General features: G+C 61.1%; 18 protein-coding genes, 1 tRNA gene and 1 pseudogene. 16 read left to right on the top strand and 4 right to left on the bottom strand.

Annotated features, from left to right (window positions below; all coding sequences use genetic code 11):
• Window positions 1-67 precede the first annotated feature (67 nt).
• The 4 genes from ABSE61_RS08375 to ABSE61_RS08360 all read left to right on the top strand — a co-directional run bounded on the left by ABSE61_RS08375 (window position 68) and on the right by ABSE61_RS08360 (window position 5,134).
• A tRNA-Ala gene (locus tag ABSE61_RS08375) sits at window positions 68-144 on the top strand.
• A 286-nt stretch (window positions 145-430) separates the two neighbouring features.
• Complete coding sequence (gene carB / locus ABSE61_RS08370) at window positions 431-3,895, top strand: carbamoyl-phosphate synthase large subunit (RefSeq protein WP_423870618.1); 3,465 nt, start codon at window positions 431-433, stop codon at window positions 3,893-3,895.
• A 193-nt stretch (window positions 3,896-4,088) separates the two neighbouring features.
• Entirely contained in the window at window positions 4,089-4,562 is a 474-nt protein-coding gene (gene greA / locus ABSE61_RS08365; protein ID WP_423870872.1) for a transcription elongation factor GreA, read from the top strand.
• 176 nt (window positions 4,563-4,738) lie between these two features.
• On the top strand, window positions 4,739-5,134 hold the full coding sequence (locus ABSE61_RS08360) for a DoxX family protein (RefSeq protein ID WP_423870617.1): 396 nt from the start codon (window positions 4,739-4,741) through the stop codon (window positions 5,132-5,134).
• 115 nt (window positions 5,135-5,249) lie between these two features.
• Here the strand turns inward: ABSE61_RS08360 and ABSE61_RS08355 are convergent, their stop codons facing one another.
• Window positions 5,250-5,729, bottom strand: a complete 480-nt coding sequence (locus ABSE61_RS08355) for an Lrp/AsnC family transcriptional regulator (protein ID WP_423870616.1) — start codon at window positions 5,727-5,729, stop codon at window positions 5,250-5,252.
• A gap of 289 nt (window positions 5,730-6,018) precedes the next feature.
• Here ABSE61_RS08355 and trxB point away from each other — a divergent pair, with 289 nt between their 5' ends.
• From trxB to ABSE61_RS08320, 7 genes and pseudogenes are all read left to right on the top strand, one after another.
• Window positions 6,019-6,984 carry a thioredoxin-disulfide reductase gene (gene trxB, locus ABSE61_RS08350; protein ID WP_423870615.1) on the top strand — a complete coding sequence of 322 codons (966 nt, stop codon included), beginning with the start codon at window positions 6,019-6,021 and terminating at the stop codon, window positions 6,982-6,984.
• 32 nt (window positions 6,985-7,016) lie between these two features.
• Window positions 7,017-7,910, top strand: coding sequence for a LysR family transcriptional regulator (locus ABSE61_RS08345; RefSeq protein WP_423870614.1), 894 nt, complete (start codon window positions 7,017-7,019; stop codon window positions 7,908-7,910).
• A gap of 565 nt (window positions 7,911-8,475) precedes the next feature.
• Window positions 8,476-9,387, top strand: a pseudogene (dapA, locus tag ABSE61_RS08340) (4-hydroxy-tetrahydrodipicolinate synthase); the annotation flags it as partial.
• A gap of 93 nt (window positions 9,388-9,480) precedes the next feature.
• The gene (locus ABSE61_RS08335; RefSeq protein ID WP_423870871.1) at window positions 9,481-9,609 is read left to right on the top strand and encodes a DUF1127 domain-containing protein; all 129 of its coding nucleotides are present in this window, start codon (window positions 9,481-9,483) and stop codon (window positions 9,607-9,609) included.
• A gap of 92 nt (window positions 9,610-9,701) precedes the next feature.
• On the top strand, window positions 9,702-10,109 hold the full coding sequence (locus ABSE61_RS08330; RefSeq protein WP_423870613.1) for an adenylate/guanylate cyclase domain-containing protein: 408 nt from the start codon (window positions 9,702-9,704) through the stop codon (window positions 10,107-10,109).
• Between the two features lie 168 nt (window positions 10,110-10,277).
• On the top strand, window positions 10,278-11,504 hold the full coding sequence (locus ABSE61_RS08325; protein WP_423870612.1) for a tetratricopeptide repeat protein: 1,227 nt from the start codon (window positions 10,278-10,280) through the stop codon (window positions 11,502-11,504).
• Between the two features lie 98 nt (window positions 11,505-11,602).
• Complete coding sequence (locus ABSE61_RS08320) at window positions 11,603-12,496, top strand: haloalkane dehalogenase (protein WP_423870611.1); 894 nt, start codon at window positions 11,603-11,605, stop codon at window positions 12,494-12,496.
• Here ABSE61_RS08320 and ABSE61_RS08315 read toward each other — a convergent pair whose 3' ends face one another.
• Window positions 12,497-14,962 carry a heavy metal translocating P-type ATPase gene (locus ABSE61_RS08315; RefSeq protein ID WP_423870610.1) on the bottom strand — a complete coding sequence of 822 codons (2,466 nt, stop codon included), beginning with the start codon at window positions 14,960-14,962 and terminating at the stop codon, window positions 12,497-12,499.
• Between the two features lie 53 nt (window positions 14,963-15,015).
• Here ABSE61_RS08315 and ABSE61_RS08310 point away from each other — a divergent pair, with 53 nt between their 5' ends.
• The 3 genes from ABSE61_RS08310 (at window position 15,016) to ABSE61_RS08300 (ending at window position 15,834) form a co-directional block, all read left to right on the top strand.
• Window positions 15,016-15,291, top strand: coding sequence for a metal-sensitive transcriptional regulator (locus tag ABSE61_RS08310; RefSeq protein ID WP_423870870.1), 276 nt, complete (start codon window positions 15,016-15,018; stop codon window positions 15,289-15,291).
• Between the two features lie 206 nt (window positions 15,292-15,497).
• Window positions 15,498-15,650, top strand: a complete 153-nt coding sequence (locus ABSE61_RS08305; protein ID WP_423870609.1) for a hypothetical protein — start codon at window positions 15,498-15,500, stop codon at window positions 15,648-15,650.
• 49 nt (window positions 15,651-15,699) lie between these two features.
• Window positions 15,700-15,834, top strand: a complete 135-nt coding sequence (locus ABSE61_RS08300) for a hypothetical protein (RefSeq protein ID WP_423870608.1) — start codon at window positions 15,700-15,702, stop codon at window positions 15,832-15,834.
• Window positions 15,835-15,964: 130 nt separating this feature from the next.
• On the opposite strand, the gene ABSE61_RS08295 is transcribed toward ABSE61_RS08300, so the two are convergent.
• Window positions 15,965-16,645 (bottom strand): AAA family ATPase, encoded by a 681-nt coding sequence (locus ABSE61_RS08295; RefSeq protein ID WP_423870607.1) that lies wholly within the window; start codon window positions 16,643-16,645, stop codon window positions 15,965-15,967.
• A gap of 823 nt (window positions 16,646-17,468) precedes the next feature.
• Between ABSE61_RS08295 and ABSE61_RS08290 the strand changes: the two genes are divergently transcribed.
• Window positions 17,469-17,918: a hypothetical protein gene (locus ABSE61_RS08290; protein WP_423870606.1), complete on the top strand. Its 450-nt coding sequence runs from the start codon at window positions 17,469-17,471 to the stop codon at window positions 17,916-17,918.
• 114 nt (window positions 17,919-18,032) lie between these two features.
• Here the strand turns inward: ABSE61_RS08290 and ABSE61_RS08285 are convergent, their stop codons facing one another.
• The gene (locus ABSE61_RS08285; RefSeq protein ID WP_423870605.1) at window positions 18,033-18,536 is read right to left on the bottom strand and encodes a hypothetical protein; all 504 of its coding nucleotides are present in this window, start codon (window positions 18,534-18,536) and stop codon (window positions 18,033-18,035) included.
• Window positions 18,537-18,975: 439 nt separating this feature from the next.
• Between ABSE61_RS08285 and ABSE61_RS08280 the strand changes: the two genes are divergently transcribed.
• The coding region (locus tag ABSE61_RS08280; protein ID WP_423870604.1) for a tyrosine-type recombinase/integrase at window positions 18,976-19,893 on the top strand (918 nt) is incomplete at its 3' end.

Below are 19,893 nucleotides of genomic sequence, written 5' to 3'. Positions count from 1 at the left end.
ACCACCCGATTAGGGTTAATCCCGGCAAGCAGTAGCTCTCCGCGCGCCCGCGGGGGAAGATGGACGTGGCCCGGTGGCGGAAAGCGTCGACGCGAGAGCATTGCACTGCTCTTTATCCTGGTTCAAATCCAGGCCGGGCCTCCAGCCTTCGCAGGCTGCGCCTGCTTCGGCTAGGCAAGCCGTCTCGTGGCGAAGGCTGTCCCGCCGTAGCTCCAGAGCGGAGGCGGACGAGGCTAAGCTCTTCCCCCAAACCTCTTCCAGAACAGACAAAATGCCGGTTGACGGCCCGTTTTTGGGGGTTTCGCGGCTGCGAAAACTGGTCTAAAGACCGCGTGCGCGCGAGGGCCTGCCTCACGCAGTGTTTAGAGGGACGCGCGGAATGCGCGCCCTTTTTTTGTGCCTATTTTCCTGCTGCTACCCGCGAGACTTGATGCCCAAAAGAACCGACATCTCCACCATCCTGATCATCGGCGCCGGGCCCATCGTCATTGGCCAGGCCTGCGAGTTCGATTACTCGGGCACGCAGGCGGTGAAGACGCTCAAGGAAGAGGGCTATCGGATCGTCCTGGTCAATTCCAACCCGGCGACGATCATGACCGATCCGGAGCTGGCGGACGCGACCTATATCGAGCCGATCACGCCCGAGATCGTCGCCAAGATCATCGAGAAAGAACGCCACGTCATTCCCGGCGGCTTCGCGCTGCTGCCGACCATGGGCGGGCAGACCGCGCTGAATTGCGCGCTGTCGCTGCGCCGGCTGGGCACGCTCGCCAAATTCGACGTCGAGATGATCGGCGCTACGGCGGACGCGATCGACAAGGCCGAAGACCGCCAGCTGTTTCGCAACGCCATGGAGAAGATCGGGCTGCAGACGCCGAAGTCGCGGCTCGCCAACGCCTCCGGCTTAAAAAAAACAGACCGCGACAAATATCTCGCCGATCACGAAAAGCTCGAAGGCGAAGCGCTGGAGCAATTCGAGCGGCAGTGGACGCTTGGCGAGAACGAGCGGCGCAAGCGCTATCAGCAGCAGGCGCTTGCCGAAGCGCTGATGGCGCTGTCGGAAATCGGCCTTCCCGCAATCATCCGGCCCTCCTTCACCATGGGCGGCACCGGCGGTGGCATCGCCTACAACAAAGAAGAGTTCATCGACATCATCGAGCGGGGCTTGGACGCCTCGCCGACCAACGAGGTCCTGATCGAGGAATCCGTACTCGGCTGGAAAGAGTTCGAGATGGAGGTGGTGCGCGACAAAAAAGATAACTGCATCATCGTCTGTTCAATCGAGAACCTCGATCCGATGGGCGTTCACACCGGCGATTCGATCACGGTCGCGCCGGCATTGACGCTCACCGACAAGGAATACCAGATCATGCGTGACGCCTCGCTCGCGGTGCTGCGCGAGATCGGGGTGGAAACCGGCGGCTCCAACGTGCAGTTCGGCGTCAATCCGGCCGACGGGCGCATGGTCGTGATCGAGATGAATCCGCGGGTGTCGCGCTCGTCCGCGCTCGCCTCGAAAGCCACCGGTTTTCCGATCGCCAAGGTCGCAGCCAAACTCGCGGTCGGCTACACGCTCGATGAAATTGCCAACGACATCACCGGCGGCGCGACGCCGGCTTCGTTCGAGCCGACCATCGATTACGTGGTCACCAAGATCCCGCGCTTTGCGTTCGAGAAATTTCCCGGCGCCTCCACCACGCTGACCACCTCGATGAAGTCGGTCGGCGAAGTGATGGCGATCGGCCGGACTTTCCAGGAGAGCCTGCAAAAGGCGCTGCGCGGGCTCGAGACCGGCCTCACCGGTTTGGATGAGATCGAGATCGATGGCCTAGGCCGCGACGACGACAAGAACGCGATCCGCGCGGCGCTCGGCACGCCGACGCCGAACCGTCTGTTGCAGGTGGCGCAGGCAATGCGGCTCGGCTGGAGCGATGAAGATATCTTCAACTCCTGCAAGATCGATCCGTGGTTCCTGGCCGAGATGCGCGCCATCGTCGACATGGAAGCCAAGGTTAGGCAGGACGGCCTGCCGCCGAACGCGTTCGGCCTGCGCACGCTGAAGGCCATGGGTTTTTCCGACGCGCGGCTTGCCGTGCTCGTCAACCTGACCGAAGCCGAGGTGAAGGCGCGCCGGCATTTGCTTGGCGTGCGTCCGGTGTTCAAGCGCATCGACACGTGTGCGGCCGAGTTCGCCTCGCCAACGGCCTACATGTATTCGACTTATGAAGCGCCGTTCGCCGGGAAAGCCGCGGATGAAAGCGCGCCGTCGGCAAAAGACAAGGTCATCATTCTCGGCGGCGGACCCAATCGAATCGGTCAGGGCATCGAGTTCGATTACTGCTGTTGCCATGCCTGCTTCGCGCTGCATGATGCCGGCTACGAATCCATCATGATCAACTGCAATCCGGAGACGGTCTCGACCGACTACGACACCGCCGACCGGCTGTACTTCGAGCCGCTGACGGCCGAGGACGTGCTCGAAATCATCAAGACCGAGAAACAAAACGGCCGCCTGCATGGCGTCATCGTGCAGTTCGGCGGCCAGACGCCTCTGAAGCTAGCGCACGCGCTGGAGGAAGCCGATGTGCCGATTCTCGGCACCTCGCCCGACGCCATCGACCTTGCCGAAGACCGCGACCGCTTCAAGCGCGTGCTCGATAAACTGAGGCTGAAACAGCCGAAGAACGGCATCGCCTATTCGGTCGAGCAGGCGCGGCTGGTTGCGGCTGATCTCGGCCTGCCGCTGGTGGTGCGGCCGTCTTACGTGCTCGGCGGCCGCGCGATGCAGATCATCCGCGAGGAGCATCAACTGAGCGATTATCTGCTCGGCACCCTGCCCGAGCTCGTGCCGGGCGACGTCAAGGCGCGCTATCCCAACGACAAGACCGGGCAGATCAACACCGTGCTCGGCACCAATCCGTTGTTGTTCGACCGCTATTTGTCCGACGCCACCGAGATCGACGTCGATTGTCTCTCCGACGGCAAGGACACCTTCATCGTCGGCATCATGGAGCATATCGAGGAAGCCGGCATTCACTCGGGCGACAGCGCCTGCTCGCTGCCGCCGCATTCGCTCAATGCCGAGATGATCACCGAGCTCGAGCGGCAAACGCGTGAACTTGCATTAGGTCTCGACGTGGTCGGGTTGATGAACGTGCAATACGCCATCAAGGACGGCGACATCTATGTGCTCGAAGTCAATCCACGCGCCTCGCGCACGGTGCCCTTCGTCGCCAAGGTGATCGGCATGCCGGTGGCCAAGATCGCGGCGCGGCTGATGGCCGGCGAGAAGCTTGCCGATTTCAAGCTGACCAAGCCCAAGCTCGGGCATGTCGGCGTCAAGGAGTCGGTATTTCCGTTTGCCCGCTTCCCCGGCGTCGACACCGTGCTCGGTCCGGAAATGCGCTCGACCGGCGAGGTCATGGGCATCGACCGCACCTTCGAAATTGCGTTTGCCAAGAGCCAGCTCGGCGGCGGCACCCGCGTCCCACGCAAGGGCACCGTATTCGTCTCGGTGCGCGAGAGCGACAAGACCCGCATCGTGGATGCGGTTCGGCTGTTAGCCTCGCTCGGTTTCAAGGTGATGGCGACTTCGGGAACGCAGCGCTTCCTCAGCGATCACGGGGTGCCGGCGGAGAAGGTTAACAAGGTGCTGGAAGGCCGGCCGCATATCGTCGACGCCATTACCAATGGCGATATCCAGCTCGTCTTTAACACGACCGAGGGGCCGCAGGCATTAGCCGATAGTCGCTCGTTGCGGCGCGCTGCCCTCTTGCATAAAGTGCCGTATTACACCACTCTTTCAGGTGCCGTGGCGGCTGCCCAGGGTATCCGCGCTTATCTGGGCGGAGACCTTGAGGTCCGCACCTTGCAAAGCTATTTTTCCGAAAGCTGATCATTAGCGGGCCACAAAGCGCCCGCAAGGTGCTTGGAACTCTCCGCCTGTATCGATGTTTGAATCGGCCCTCTCGGGGCCGAAATTTAATGAGCTTTTCCGGATTATTTCAGCCGGGAGGCCTGATCTGCAAGACGTTTCGCGCGGGCCGCAGCTTGGCTGTGGCCCGCACGGACAAGGGATAGAGAAGATGATGGAAAAGGTTCCTATGACCGCCGGCGGCTATGCAGCGCTGGAGGTCGAGTTGAAAAAACGCCAGTCGGAGGATCGTCCGCGCATTATCGAGCATATCGCGGAGGCGCGCTCGCATGGCGATCTTTCCGAAAACGCGGAATATCACGCCGCGAAAGAAGAGCAGTCGCATAACGAAGGCCGCATTGCCGAGCTCGAAGACAAGCTCGCGCGCGCCGACATCATCGACATCTCGAAGCTTTCCGGCGACACCATCAAATTCGGCGCCACCGTCACGCTGGTCGATGAGGACACCGAGAAGAAGGCGGTGTGGCAGATCGTCGGCGAAGTCGAAGCCGACGCCAAGAAGGGCAGAATTTCCATCACCTCGCCATTGGCGCGCGCGCTGATCGGCAAGAAGAAAGGCGCCTCGGTGGAGGTCGTGGCCCCCGGCGGTGCCAAGGCCTATGAGATCACCAAGGTCGAGTGGCGCTGATTTTTCGCAAAGCCAAAACGACTTGAATCATAAAGCCGCGCCTTATAAGCGCGGCTTTTCTTCTGCGCGGCGGCGGAATAGTTTTCGTAGGTGGGGGTTGGGTGTAGGGGCCGCAAAAGCTTGCGGGCACTGCAACATTTCCAAACATCCGAGGTGTCAAAACAGGGGGCTATGACATGGACCAGACGTTTTCGAAGTTTCAGCCGATCGCGCTTAGCTTGTTTCGCTTCATTACCGGGCTGCTGTTCTTGCAGTACGGCCTCGCCAAAATCCTGAAATTTCCGGCAGGCATGCCGTTCGACAAGGTTGAATTGTTCTCGATGATCGGTGCGGCCGGTACGATCGAACTGATCCTCGGCACGTTGCTGATGATCGGCCTGTTTACGCGCATTGCCGCTTTCATCCTGTCGGGCGAAATGGCGTTCGCCTATTTCATCAGCCATTTTCCGCGCGGGTTCTTCCCGTTGATCAATAACGGCACCGCCGCGATCCTGTTCTGCTTCGCCTGCCTTTATCTTGCGACGTCGGGCGGCGGACCGTACAGCGTCGATGCAAAGCTGGGAAAGAGCTGACGGCGTAGCAGTCGTTCCGGGGCGCCTCGAAGAGGCGAGCTATCATGTGCAATTGCACATCAGAGAATCTCGAGATTCCGGGTCTGGTGCTAACGCTCCATCCCGGAATGACGGATTAATTTTTCGCCTTCACTTCCAGCGGCACCGCCGCTTCATATTTCGAATTGTGCAGCACCAGCGACGTTCGCACGTTTCTCACATGCGGCGCCGCGGTCAGGTGCGTAACGAAATCCTGGAATGTCGCCATATCCGGCGCCACGCATTTCAGAACGAAGTCGACTTCGCCCGACAGCATCCAGCATTCCCGTACCAGCGGCTCGGCGCGAACGAACTCCTCAAACGCGCGCAAGTCGGCGTCGGCCTGGCTCGACAAATGCACCGAGGCAAATACGGTGACGTCGAAACCGAGCTTCCGCGGATCGAGCAGCCCGCGATAGCCCTGAATGTAGCCGGCCTCCTCCAGCGTGCGGACCCGCCGCAGGCACGGCGGCGGAGAAATCCCGACCCGCTTGGCCAACTCCACATTGGTGATTCGGCCGTCAGCCTGGATTTCACTGAGGATTTTGAGATCGATTTCGTCAAGATTCTTCGACACGAGGTCCGGGTTCCACAAGGTAAGGATGCTTGCGCGGTTGGCCGCCAATTTTTGCGGTCGCTGCGGTAACACTCTTAGCCCAGCTCGGCCACGGCGCGCAATTTTATTACGCGTGCGCTGCGCCAATTTTACCGCTCACGGGAAATTTTGCTCATTTGAATTGCAATTCTTGCATAGCTCGCCAGATGCCTTAGACTTGCATTTGACACTTTCGGCGTCATCGCGGCGCCTTCCCGGGCGAAAACCCGCTTAAGCCCTCATCAAATTCCCCTCGGAACGGGATCTGTCCATGCCTGCACCTATTCACGCCAAGGTCGTCATCATCGGTTCCGGGCCGGCCGGCTACACGGCGGCGATTTACGCGGCGCGCGCCATGCTCGAACCGGTGCTGATCCAGGGCATCCAACCCGGCGGCCAGCTCACCATCACGACCGACGTCGAGAACTATCCGGGCTTTGCCGATGTGATCCAGGGCCCGTGGCTGATGGAGCAGATGGAGAAGCAGGCGGCGCATGTCGGCACCAACATCGTCACCGATTTCGCCAACAAGCTCGAACTCGCCCAGCGGCCGTTCCGCCTGACCTGCGACTCTGGCGACGTCTATCTCGCCGAAACCGTCATCCTCGCCACCGGCGCACAGGCGCGCTGGCTGGGGCTTCCGACGGAAGAGAAATTCAAAGGCTTTGGCGTCTCGGCGTGCGCGACCTGCGATGGGTTTTTCTATCGCAACAAAGAAGTCATTGTGGTCGGCGGCGGCAACACAGCGGTCGAGGAGGCGCTGTTCCTCACCAACTTTGCCTCGCAGGTGACCGTCGTGCATCGCCGCGACCACTTCCGCGCCGAGCGCATCCTGCAAGACCGCCTGTTCAAGCATCCCAAGATCAAAGTCGTGTGGGACAGCGCGATCGACGAAATTCGTGGGCAAGAAGGCCCCGCCAAAGTGACCCATGTCCGGCTGAAGAACGTCAAGACCGGCGCACTGACCGAACTTCCGGCCGACGGTGTCTTCGTCGCGATCGGCCATGCGCCGGCGACCGACCTTGTCGCCGGGCAGGTCAAGCTCAAGCCGTCGGGCTATGTCGAGGTCGCGCCGAACTCGACCGCCACTTCCGTGCCCGGCCTGTTTGCCGCAGGCGACGTGGCCGACGAAACCTACCGGCAAGCGGTCACAGCCGCCGGCCTTGGCTGCATGGCCGCCCTCGAAGCCGAACGTTTTCTGGCGCTCCGCGCGAATGACCGCGCGGCAGCGGAATGAATTTTCATCGAACCCGAGACGGATTTACGAATATGGATTGGGACAAACTGAAGGTGTTTCACGCGGCGGCCGAAGCGGGAAGCTTCACGCATGCCGGCGAGCAACTCGGTCTCTCGCAATCGGCCGTTTCCCGCCAGGTCTCGGCGCTCGAACAGGAATTGTCGGTCTCGCTATTCCATCGCCATGCCCGCGGTCTGATCCTGACCGAGCAAGGCGACCTGTTGTTTCGCACTGCCCATGACGTGTTCATGCAGCTGCAGGCCGCCCGCGCCAAGCTCACCGACAGCCGCGAGCGCCCGAGCGGCGATCTCAAGATCACTACGACGCCCGGTGTCGGCATCAACTGGCTGATTCCCCGCCTCGGCGAGTTCACTGCGCTCTATCCGGAAATCCGGATCTCGCTGATCGTCACCGACGAAGAACTCGATCTTTCGATGCGCGAGGCCGACGTCGCGATCCGGACCCGCAAGCCGACGCAGCCGGACCTGATCCAGCGCAAACTGTTTGCGATGGGCTTTCATGCCTATTGCTCGCCGGAATACGTCAAGCGATTCGGCACGCCGCGTACGCTCGACGAACTCGACGCCCACCGCATCATCACGCTGGCCGACGGACAAGTCGCGCCGCATCTGCAAAACCGCAATTGGCTGGTCGAGGCCGGCCGCAACGGAACCGGCCCGCGCGAGGCTTATTTCAGGGTCAACAACATCCTTGGTCTGGTCCGCGCCTGCCAGCAGGGCCTCGGTATCGCTGCGCTGCCGGACTATCTCGTGGAAGATAACAGCCGCCTGGTCCAGCTGTTTGGCGAATCGGATTCGATCCAGCTCGACACCTATTTCGTTTATCCCGAGGAATTGAAAACGGTCGCGCGCGTCCAGGTGTTTCGCGACTTCGTGGTGAGCAAGGCGCAGCGCTGGCCGTCCTAAAGCGCGGTGAAGGCCCTCATCGCGCTTTAGCTTTTTGGTTGCGCGTAATCTTTTCGGAAAACCGCTGCACACTTTTCCGTATGACGCGGTAATTATCGGTCGATAACCGGTCTCCGCATGTCTGACATGCGGTCCACCCCGTTGCTGCAAGGCGCTAGGGAAGCCCATACTATTCGGACACTGAGCTTTCGCGCTGCGCAAATGTCCCCCTCCTCCAGTGGCGCGGGTGTTCGGTTATCCCTCTTGGAAGGTGATTGTGTCGGCCCAACGAGGCCAATACTTAGAGCCGGGCTCTCGCGAGCCCGGCTTTTTTTCTGCTCGCATTTTCGATGACGAAGCATTTTTCATGATGAGAAAAACGCTCTTCCGTTGACAGCAGAACCGGCGCACCGCATCATTGCCTCCATGATCACGAATGCGTGCGCAACCGCTGTGAAAAAAGCCTCCCTCTCGGGGGCTTCGGATCGACGCGCGCGATAGAGTTTTAGCTCACGCCCGATCTTTGAACCCCCGCCGCGAGGTGGGGTTTTTTGTGTCCCGTCTCCGGCCAATTAGGAGATGGACCATGACATCAGACCCGGAATCTCTCAGCCTTCGCTCACACCTAGCTGGCCTCTGGCTGCCGCTCATCACGCCGTTCTGCGACGGCGTCGTGGATGTAGTTTCGTTACGACGACTGGTGCGCCACTACGCATGCTCGCCGATCGATGGATTGATCCTGGCTGCGACCTCGGGCGAAGGGTTGACCCTCGGGCTCGCCGAACTCGAATGGATTGTCGCGGTGACGCGGGAGGCGCTCGCCGAAAGCCGGCGCACTTTGCCGATCTGCCTTGGACTTGCCGGAAGCTACACCAGGAAGCTTTGTCACACGCTGGATGAAACGGCCGGCTGGCCGATCGACGGCTACCTGATCTCGAGTCCCTATTACTCGCGTCCGTCGCAACGCGGCCTCTCGCAACACTTCACCGCGCTTGCCGACCATGCGTCCTGGCCGATCGTGCTTTACAACATCCCCTACCGTTCGTCGGTCGCGCTCGAGACCGAGACGCTGCTTGAACTCGCTGACCATCCCAACATCGTCGGCATGAAGGACTGCGGCGCCAACCGCGCGCAATCGATCGACCTGTTGCGGCGCCGGCCAGCCGGCTTTCGCATCCTGACCGGCGAGGATGCCCTGTATTACGACGCGCTAAGCGATGGCGCCGACGGCGCCATCCTGTTGTCGGCCCATATCGAGACATCGACGTTTGCCGCGATCGGCAAGCATTTCCGGGAAGGCCGAAGCGAGGAAGCGCGCGAGCATTGGGAAAGCGTGTCCGCCCTCACGCGGTTGCTGTTTGCCGAGCCGAGCCCGGCGCCGGCCAAGTATTGGCTGGCGCGCACCGGTCTGATCGACAGCGCCGAGGTTCGCTTGCCGATGGTGGAGGTGAGCTGTGACCTCGCTGCACGGCTCGACGAGGAGATCGCGCGGCGAGTCAGTCATGTTACCGATAGCGCGATTTCCTCCACTACCCGCAGCCGCCCGCGGCCCCGATGGCTACGATCACTCGTAACCTGGCCGAACCGCCTCGTGGCTCATTGGCAGCGCAGAGAAACAATCAGAACACTTCAATCGCTGAGCGACCATCAACTCCGTGATATCGGAATCCGACGCGACCAAATCGAACCGGCCGTCAGAGGTTCGGTTCCCTTGATGTGACAGTCTGAGTTCACCCCCGGCGCAGGCCTCGCTGCCATCCTATCGAAATGCTGTGATATTGTGACCGATGTGAAAGAACGGCCGGAGGTTTCGTGACCGGCGAACGCGTGGAACGACGACTGGCGGCGGTGTTGGCGGGGACGGTCGAGGACTACGGCCGCCTGATGCGCGCCGACGAGGAAGCCGTCTTGATCCGGCTCAAGACCATCCGACAGACCTTCGTTGCGCCGGCTATCGAATCCCATCGCGGACGTATCGTGAAGACGTCCGGCGACACCATGCTGGCGGAGTTCGCAAGACCGGTAGATGCGGCGCGCAGCGCCGTAGAGGTCCAGCGCGCGATGGCTGCACAGAACGGCGGCAAAGCGAAGGAGGCCAAAATCGAATTTCGAATCGGCATGCATGTCGGCGACATCATGATCGACGAGAACGATATATTCGGCGACTGCGTCAATATCGCCGTGCGGCTTCAGGGGCTGGCCGATCCCGGCGGCATCTGACTCTCGGATGACGCCCACCGGCAGGTCCGCGGCAAGTTCGAACTCATCTGCCAGGACCTCGGGCCGCAGCAGCTGAAAAACATTGCCGAACCGATTCGGGTTTGGCGGGTCTCCTTCGGCGAGGATAAGCGTTTCACGAGAGAAGGTGCGGCGCAAATCCCGTCCTCGTTGCTCACGACGGAGCCAGCACTCGAGCTTCCGGCCAAACCTTCGATCGCGGTATTGCCGTTCGCGAATCTGGCCGACGATCCCGCGCAGGACTATTTTGCCGACGGCCTCGTCGAAGACATCATCACCGCGCTGTCACGCTTCAAGTCGCTGTTCGTGATCGCGCGGAATTCTTCGTTCGCCTACAAGGGCAAGCCGATCGACATAAAGCAGGTCGGGCATGATCTCGGCGTGCGCTATGTGCTCGAAGGCAGCGTGCGAAGGGACGGTTCAAGGCTGCGGATTACGGGGCGGCTCATCGATGCCTCCACGGGTACGCATTTATGGGCCGAAGAGTTCGATGGGCCGATGGCCGATGTGTTCGAACTTCAGGACAAGGTTGCCTCCCACGTCGCCGGCGTGATCGATCCCCTGCTGCTCGATGCCGAGATCAGGCACGTGTCGGAGCATCCGACGGCCGATATGAACGCGTATCACCTTTATCTGCGCGCGATGCCGCACCTACGCGCGTGGTCGCGCGAGGATAATCTACAAGCGATCGGGCTGCTCGAACAGGCCGTGGAATGCGATCCACGATATGGAATGGCGCTGGCTTCGCTGGCGCTCTGTCATTCGCAGAACGTCTCGAGCGGATGGACTGACGAAATCGCGCGTGAAAGCGAACGGAGCATCGTTTGGGCGCGCCGGGCGCTGGACGCTGCGCCCGACGATCCCTCCGCCGTCACCTCGGCAGCCGGAGCGCTGTTAAATACCGGTGAAGACGTCGAAACCCTGAAGCGGCTGGTCGATGGCGCGCTCGCCCGCAATCCCAGTCATGCTTTCGCCTGGCTATGGAGCGGCTGGATGCGCACGGTTTCCGGCGAATCTAATCTCGCGATTGAGCATTTCGAGACCTCGATGCGGCTCGATCCCCGCATGACGCGACGGGCGTTTCATCTCACGGGACTCGGCATGTGCCATTTCTTCGAGCATCGTTTCGATCAAGCAGCCAGGTTTCTGGAAGATTCATTCCGTGAGCTGCCGACCTATCCCCTCACCGGCTGGTTCCTCACTGCCTGTTACGCCAGGATGGGACGCGTGGGCGAGGCACGCGAATTCGCAAGCCGCGACGGCATCGTGCCGGGCGGCGCCTGGTTGGCGGTCCATCGGTTGCTGGGCCACGCCGCGCATCGCGATATGGCGCTATCCGGGCTCAAGCTTGCGACAGGTCAGGAATCTGACGCCTGAGCCTCGCGAAATTATGAGACGCTTTGGCATGGCACAAAGTCGGCCTGCGCGCCTTAATAGGCCGAATTCATCGGTCGAAATCGCGAGAGCGCGGCGACATGAACAAAATCACCGTCTCTGCTGAAGACCACCTTCCCCGGCAGCGCGTCCCCATTCTCGATGCCGAGATGAGTTATGTGACGGTCGGCCAGGGCAATCCGATCGTATTCCTCCACGGGAATCCAACGTCATCCTATCTTTGGCGCAACGTCATTCCCCATGTCAGCGATCTCGGCTGGTGTCTGGCGCCGGACCTCATCGGCATGGGGCAGTCGGCGGCTTCTCCTCACGGCGCTTATCGGTTTCGCGATCATGCGCGCTATCTCGACGCCTGGTTTGACGCGCTCGATTTGCGCGAAAACGTGACGCTGGTGCTGCACGATTGGGGATCGGCGCTTGGTTTTCACTGGGCGTCGCGGCATTCCGAACGCATCCGCGCCATCGCCTATATGGAATCGATTGTGCGGCCGCGCGAATGGGAAGACCTTCCGCCAAGCCGGGCGCCGCTCTTTCACGACCTGCGTTCCGCGAAAGGCGAAGCGATGATCTTCGACCAAAACTTATTCATCGAGGTGTTGCTGCCGAAACTCGTCATCCGTCCGCTCGGCGAGATGGAAATGAACGCGTACCGGCGGCCGTTCCTTAACCCATCGTCGCGGTTGCCGACGCTGATGTGGCCGCGGGAGCTGCCGATCGGCGGCGAACCCGCCGACGTCGTGGCGATCGTTGAAAACTACGGAAACTGGCTTCTCCAAAGCCCGCTGCCCAAATTGTTCATCAATGCCGAACCGGGTTCGATGCTGATCGGCCGCTCACGTGATTTCTGCCGGCGCTTTCCGAACCAGCAGGAGATCACGGTTTCCGGCCTGCATTTCATTCAGGAAGACAGCCCCGACGAGATCGGCGCGGCGCTGGCGCGTTTCATTGGCGCCCATATCTCGAAACGAAACTGACTAAAGCCTGGCGCGCGCCAGCCGCAGCGCGTTGCCGATCACGCTGACCGAAGACAGCGCCATCGCCGCTGCACCCAGCATCGGCGACAGCAGGATGCCGAATAGAGGATAGAGAGCGCCTGCCGCGATCGGCACACCGGCGGCGTTATAAACAAAGGCGAAGGCGAGATTTTGCCGGATGTTGCGCATGGTCGCTGCCGACAGCCGGCGCGCCCGCACCAGCCCGGCCAGATCGCCGGTCAAAAGCGTAATACCCGCGCTTTCGATCGCGACATCCGTGCCGCCCCCCATGGCGACGCCAACGTCGGCGGAAGCCAACGCCGGCGCATCGTTGACGCCATCGCCGACCATGGCGACGCGGCGGCCCTCCTTGCGCTGGCGCTGCACCACGTCGCCCTTGCGTTCTGGCAAAACCCCCGCCTCGATTTCCGCGATGTCGAGCTGTGCGGCCACCGCGCGGGCGGTGGTCGCGTTGTCGCCGGTCAGCATCACGATGCGCAGGCCTTCCGACCGCAATGCGGCGATGGCGGCTTTCGCCGAGGCCTTGATCGGATCGGCGACGGCGATGACGCCCGCTGGCCCGCCATCGATTGCAATATAGACCGTGGTCGCGCCGGAGACCCGCGCAGCCTCGGCGGCAATCTCGAACCCGGACACCGCGATATTCAAATCACCCATCAACGCGGCATTGCCGAGCGCAACCGCTTTGCGTCCGATGTTGCCGGTGGCTCCTTTGCCTGGATGAGCGATAAAGTTGGAGACCTGATCGAGTGGCAGAGCGCGGGCCTTGGCGGCCTCGATGATCGCGCGCGCCAGCGGATGCTCGCTGGCCTGTTCGACGCTGGCCGCCAACCGCACCAGCGTGTTTTCGTCGACGCCCGGGGCGGTCACGACCGAGGCAACTTTTGGTTTGCCTTCGGTCAACGTGCCGGTTTTGTCGATGACAATGGTGTCGATCCGTTCGAATGCTTCCAGCGCTTCGGCGTCGCGGATCAAGATGCCGGCCCGCGCGCCGCGTCCCACCCCGACCATGATCGACATCGGCGTGGCGAGGCCGAGCGCGCAGGGACAGGCGATGATCAACACGGTCACTGCCGCGACCAAACCAAGGGCAAAGCGCGGTTCGGGTCCGAAAACGATCCAGGCGGCAAAAGCGATAACGGCGGAAGCCAGCACCACCGGCACGAACCAGCCGGAAACGCGATCGGCGAGACGCTGAACCGGCGCCCGCGACCGCTGCGCACGCGCCACCATGTCGACGATCCGCGCCAGCATGGTGTCACGGCCGACCTGTTCGGCGCGCAGCACTAGCGCGCCGCTTTGATTGACCGTGCCGCCAATGACGCGCGCGCCGTCAGCCTTGGCCACCGGCATCGGTTCGCCCGTCACCATGGATTCATCGACAAACGACTGTCCCTCGGTGACGAGGCCATCGACCGGAATTTTCTCGCCGGGACGCACGCGCAGGCGGTCGCCGACTGCGATCGCATCGATCGCGACGTCCTCGTCACCGTGATCGGTGATGCGCCGCGCGGTTTTCGGCGCCAGACCCAACAACGCGCGGATCGCGCCCGAGGTACGTTCGCGCGCCCGCAATTCCAGTACTTGCCCGAGCAGCACCAGCACCGTGATCACGGCGGCCGCCTCGAAATAGACCGCGACGGCGCCATGCATATCGCGGAAGCCGGCCGGGAAGATCTGCGGGAAGAGCGTGCCGATCGCGCTATAGAGATAGGCGACGCCGGTGCCCATCGCGATCAGCGTGAACATGTTGAGGTGGCGTGAGACGACCGAGCGCCAGCCACGGACGAAAAATGGCGCGCCAGCCCACAGCACCACCGGCGTCGACAGCGCGAAGGAAATCCAGTTCGACCATGGCGGCGGAACAAGGTGCATCAGGCCGAGATGCCGGCCCATCTCGATCGCAAACACCGGCGCGGTCAGGACCAATGCGATCCAGAATCGCTTCGTCATGTCGATCAATTCGGGATCGGGTCCCTGGTCGAGCGAAACCTGCTCCGGCTCGAGCGCCATGCCGCAGATCGGGCAACTTCCCGGACCGACCTGTCGGATTTCCGGATGCATCGGGCAGGTGTAGATCGTGCCCGCAGGCTCTTGCCGCTTTGGCGCAGGTCGCGCCTGCTCGGGTTTGGGCTTGAGAAAGTTTTCCGGGTCGGCCTGGAAGCGTTCGCGGCAACGCGCGCCGCAAAACAGATATTCCTGGCCCTTGTATTCGAACCGATGCCTGGCGGTCTCGCGCTTGACCTTCATGCCGCAGACCGGATCGATTGCGACCTCGGCATCCTGATCGGCTGTGCCCTCATGCTTACCGCCGCAGCAGGAGCCGGCGGCCGGCTTCGCGTGATCGTGGCCGGCGTGGCCGCCATGATGGTCTTGGTGATGGCAGGCCTGAGGTTGGCCGGTAGGCGTGGCTTCAGCGCCGTGTATCGATTCGCCCTGCGCCATCCTTTGATTCCGTCTCTCTTGAAAATTATACCCTAGGGGGGTATATGACGCCTATGCGCCAGGAGATCAAGACGTCCTGCCTGAAAAGGCTGAAACGAATCGAGGGCCAGATCCGCGGGCTTGCGGGCATGGTCGAGGACGACCGCTATTGCATCGATGTCGTCACGCAAATCGCGGCGGCGAAGGCGGCACTCCGTCGCGTCGAGGAGGAAATCCTGCGCGACCATGTCGCCCATTGCGTCGAACACGCCATCATGTCCGGCGACAAAGCCGATCAGCGCCGCAAGATCACGGAGCTAATGGATGTGGTCGGCCGCGCCGAGCGGTAAGCGCATGCTCCGGAAAAGTGTATAGCGGTTTTCCGAAAGGGCATGCGCAAACGATATGCCGCATGATCGATCGCAGACTGAGCACAACTCGTTTGGTTAACGGGCGCTGAAATGCCCCGTTAAACTCTGCGCCGATGGCGGGTCCGTATTTTTAGGACTTTATCGGTATGAAATGCCCCAATCACCAACAAGCCGGGGGGCAAACCATGACCGCTGAGACCATCCCAAACAAGCGTTTTGCGAATTCCAAATGGGCCGAGAGGAAGCAGGATTTCCTGATCGTTTCATCGTTCGGGCTGTGGGCGATGCTGCTCGGCTTCTCGCCGGTGCTGGCCGTTCGCTTTCTGGTTGGAAGCTGACGGCGCGTCACATCGTTGCCGGACTAAAAACAAGAAGCGCGGGGGCGTTATGGACACTCAAGACAACTCAGACCTCAATTCGGGCAGCTTTTGCATCCAGGACATTATCTGGGCGGTCGGCATCTGGTCGGTGATCCTGACCCTGTCGCCGGTCGTGATGTTCTACGTGCTGATGGTGAACTGACGTTCACGCAACATCATCCCGCGTGAGCTCCCCTAGTGCCCACGCGGGATGATGTTGCCTTGACCGCTCAACCGGCAGCTAGCGCGACGGAATCGGTGCCGCACCGTTTCCGTACATTGGGTCCGATCTACTAGGCCGCCTGCTTGTGCATCGTGCCGCTCGCCGACGCGGTGCCGCGGATCGCCTTCACCGAACGTTCGATCGCCGCCCACAACCTGCCGATTTCCGCCGCCGCACGGCCTTCGGCAAAATATTCGCGGGCGCCTTCGCCCTTGCCTAGCGCCATCAGGAGATCTGCACGGTTGGTGATCTGCCCGCCCCATACCGGTGCGCGGAACTTGATCAATGCTTCGCGGGCGATCGTGACGATGCGGCTTTCCACCTCGTCGCGCCGGGCAGGCGCACCGTTGAGCACGACCGCATAAGGTTTGCGCGCCGAACGGCACATCTGAATCGTTTCCTGCACCGCGTTGACGTCAAAGACGCCCGGCCGCGCCGGAATCACGACCATGGTGGCGTTCTTGATGGCGTCATCGACCACGGCCGACAGATTTGGCGGCGTATCGATGAACACCCATTCGTAGCCGTCGCGCTTGGCCGCGGCGACGATGCCGCTGACCGAATTGACGGCGGTCTTGATCGCCGGTTCGTTGGTACCACGCAGTTTATGCCACAACGTCAGCGATCCCTGCGGGTCGGCATCGACCAACAGGCACGGCTTGGTTGTCTTGTGGACATGCGCAGCGAGATGGGCAGCCAGGGTACTCTTTCCCGAGCCACCTTTACGCGACGCAAAAACAATGACGTTCATCCTCTTCGCCTCCAGATTGACCCCAGATAACGAAAAATGAATCAGCGCGCTGATTCGTGGAAGAAGAATTTAGGGTCAATTGTGGCGATGCCCACGAATAGTCGGGGGGGTTGTTTTTGAGACATACCCGGTTTCGCCGACCCCGATGAGCCGTCAAGGTATCCGCGGTTGAACGGCCGGCGGCCGATCAGTCCTCGTTCGCGTCCGAAGCGACGCGTTTGCGTATCCTGTGAAGCCTTGCCGGCCTGACTTCCGTACGCTCAGCCCTGAAGTAAACCCGGCAGCCCGGGCTAAGCTCAGCCTGTTTTCTGACCATGCAGGCGGTTACCCGCTGCACGTCCGGAATCTCAGAACCGCACAGGCTGAATGCATCGCCCATGCAAGCCTGCTGTTGGTCGGCGGTGTAGGCCCAGCCGGCTGTGGGCCATACCCACAACGCGGCGGCCAGAATGATTCCACTCCCAAGCCGACTTCCAAGCCCACTACCCAGTCGTTCTCTTCCAAGCGCAAAAGCACCCATGTCATCCCCCAAATCACCCCAGACTCAGATTCTGGGTGAGCGACATGGTGTTGGCAAGCAGGCGCGCACGCGCTTTGCGGCGTGAGGGGGAATTGCCCACATGGAACCGCAAGCGCCGTTGAACACGGCCTTCAGGCGCCGCTTCTCCCGCGCAGTCCTGCAACCGGCAAAGATTTCGTAAATTGAAACAAATCAAAGCTACGACACGACGTCTCGGTTAACCCGTGGTTTACCCTGCGGATCGACTTTCGAAAGCGTGAGCCTGGTTCTCTAAACGGCTCTCGCATCCGAGGAAGACGCGCCATGTCCATCTCATCCGTTTCCAACACCGCGGCCAATTCCGCCCAGACCACCGCCAACAGCCAGGCAAATTTCCGTCAAACGCTCAACCAGCTCTTCAGCGACGTCAGTTCCGGAAACCTTTCGAATGCGCAGCAGGCCTATTCGACGCTGAGCGACCTGCAAAGCAGCGGTCAGGGTCCGTCAGCGACCTCGAACACGCCGCTCGCCCAGACGGTCAATCAGATCGGGCAGTCGCTGCAAAACGGCGATATCTCCGGCGCGCAGCAGGCCTTGTCGTCCCTGCAGCAGACCCAACAGGCTCAACAGACACAGGTTGGCGGTCATCACCATCACGGCCATCACGGCAGCGGCAGTATCAATTCCAACACCACATCGACCAATACGTCGACGTCATCGACGGGCAACGACAATTCATCGACAACCGGCACGACGGTGGACATCACGGCGTAATGTGACGGCTTGATTACGCAGGCGGAGATTCATCGCGGCTACGACCGATCAGAACTCAACTCTCGATCTGAAAGAAGTGCCGGCGGAGTGACCCGCCGGCAAGCGCCACCGTGCTTACTGGCGTGAAATCTCCCGCACCGCGTTGTTGATTTCCCTCACGTCGTTCAACGACTTGCAGCCCCTGAGAAAAGCACTCGCTTCTTTGTTGTCGTTTTGCGCCTTCAGGGCACGCAACCTCACTCCCACCGATTTGAGAGCGGCTTCTTCAAGTTCCAGTCTCTTCTCGTTTTGCAATGGCTTGGCAATCGTCGATTCAATTTCCATGGTGGCCAGCTGAGCCTGAACGTAGCTCTTTTTGGCTTCAGCATTGGACGTCAGTGTTGAAAGTCCGCCATACGTCAGCGAGCATTCGGCAAAGCGGCGTACGAGCTTTTCACGCAGATCGGCGCTTTCCTTGCTTTCGTCCATTGCGCGATTGATCGCATTGATGACGTCGATCTCGGTCCATTTGTTCTCACCCTCGGGGAATTGGGCGTGAGCCAAGCGCGCCGCAAGCCAACAGCCGGCCAACAGCAACCCAAGGACCGGCAGCAAGCGTACCCTGAGACGATCGAACATCACTGGTTCTCCAAACGTAACGTGCGGCTAAAAGGCCGTTCGGAGCGGTGCGTTAGCACAAGATGCGAGCGCCCGCCTACGGCACCCTCGATCATGTCCGACACCTTCCGCCCAGAACCCGAATCCGGGCTGAAGTAAACCACGCTGACACAGCTATCCGGAGGGAATTTCCGTTTCCGATCGAGCGAGCCAGAAATGAGCAAAAACGTTTGTCATCCGGCTAAGCCATTGGAAAGTGGTACAGTTGGGTGGGCTCGAACCACCGACCTCCTGTTCCACAGACAGGCTATTTATGCTTTCCCATAATTTCATTGTGTTTCAAATCCCTTGATTCACAGAGTATTTTACGTTAGACCCTCTGTCATTGATTCCAGTTGATTTCACTGGGATGCACTGGGAAGCGCCCAATAGCTTCCCAAAATCGGCGGGGGATGTCCAGATGGCCGAACGTTACCGGACGCAGGCTTACTTCGACCGGCTGTCGCTGCCGGCCGGCGAGACCGACAAGACGTTCTATGATGATAAGGTTACGGGCCTCGGCCTCCGGTTCCGCGCCGAGGGCAAACCGAAATGGACGCTCTACTACCAGCGCCAGGGCAGTCAGCGCCGCCATGTCATTGGCCCGCGCTCTTTGAAGTTAGAGGCCGCGCGCGATGCGGCGCAGCTGCTGCAAGGCGAAATCGCCAAGGGAATCGACATCGCGCAGGTTCGGAAGGACGCGCGGAAGAAGGTCGAGCAGGACACTTTCGGCCAAGCCGTCGAAAAGTACCTCGATGCGCGGAAAAAAGGAGTTTGGCCCCCAGATAGGCCGGCGCCGAGGGAGACCACCTACGACGAGATGGAGCGCTACCTAAACGGTGCGAAGGCTGAAAGCGAGGGTGGATCGCGGCAAGGCTACTTCCGGCCATTGCACCGTACCGCGGTGGCCAACATCTCCCGCGACGATATCAAGAAGCGGCTCGACGAGATCGCCCGGGACAATGGCGCCGTGGCCGCCGCCCGAGCCCGCACCACCCTGTCCACCTTCTTCGCCTGGGCGATCGACGCCGGGCAGTGCGAAATCAATCCAGTCACTAACATTACGAAGCAGGGTGAGCGAGAGCCGCGGTCGCGGACTCTCGCCTTTGACGAAATCGCGCAGATCTGGCGCGCCGCCGGTGAACTTGGCGACTACGGCAAGATCGTCCAGTTACTGATCCTCACCCTCTGCCGCCGAGACGAGATCGGCGAACTGGAATGGATGGAACTCGACAAGGAAGCCGACGCCATCGTGCTGCCCGGCGCGCGGACCAAGAACAAGCTGGAACACCTCGTCCCGCTTTCACCGCTGGCGCAGGAGATCGTGACCGGCATCACC

This window comes from Bradyrhizobium sp. (assembly GCF_049519115.1).
Taxonomy (GTDB): domain Bacteria; phylum Pseudomonadota; class Alphaproteobacteria; order Rhizobiales; family Xanthobacteraceae; genus Bradyrhizobium.
This window is presented reverse-complemented; position numbering and strand designations above follow the sequence as displayed.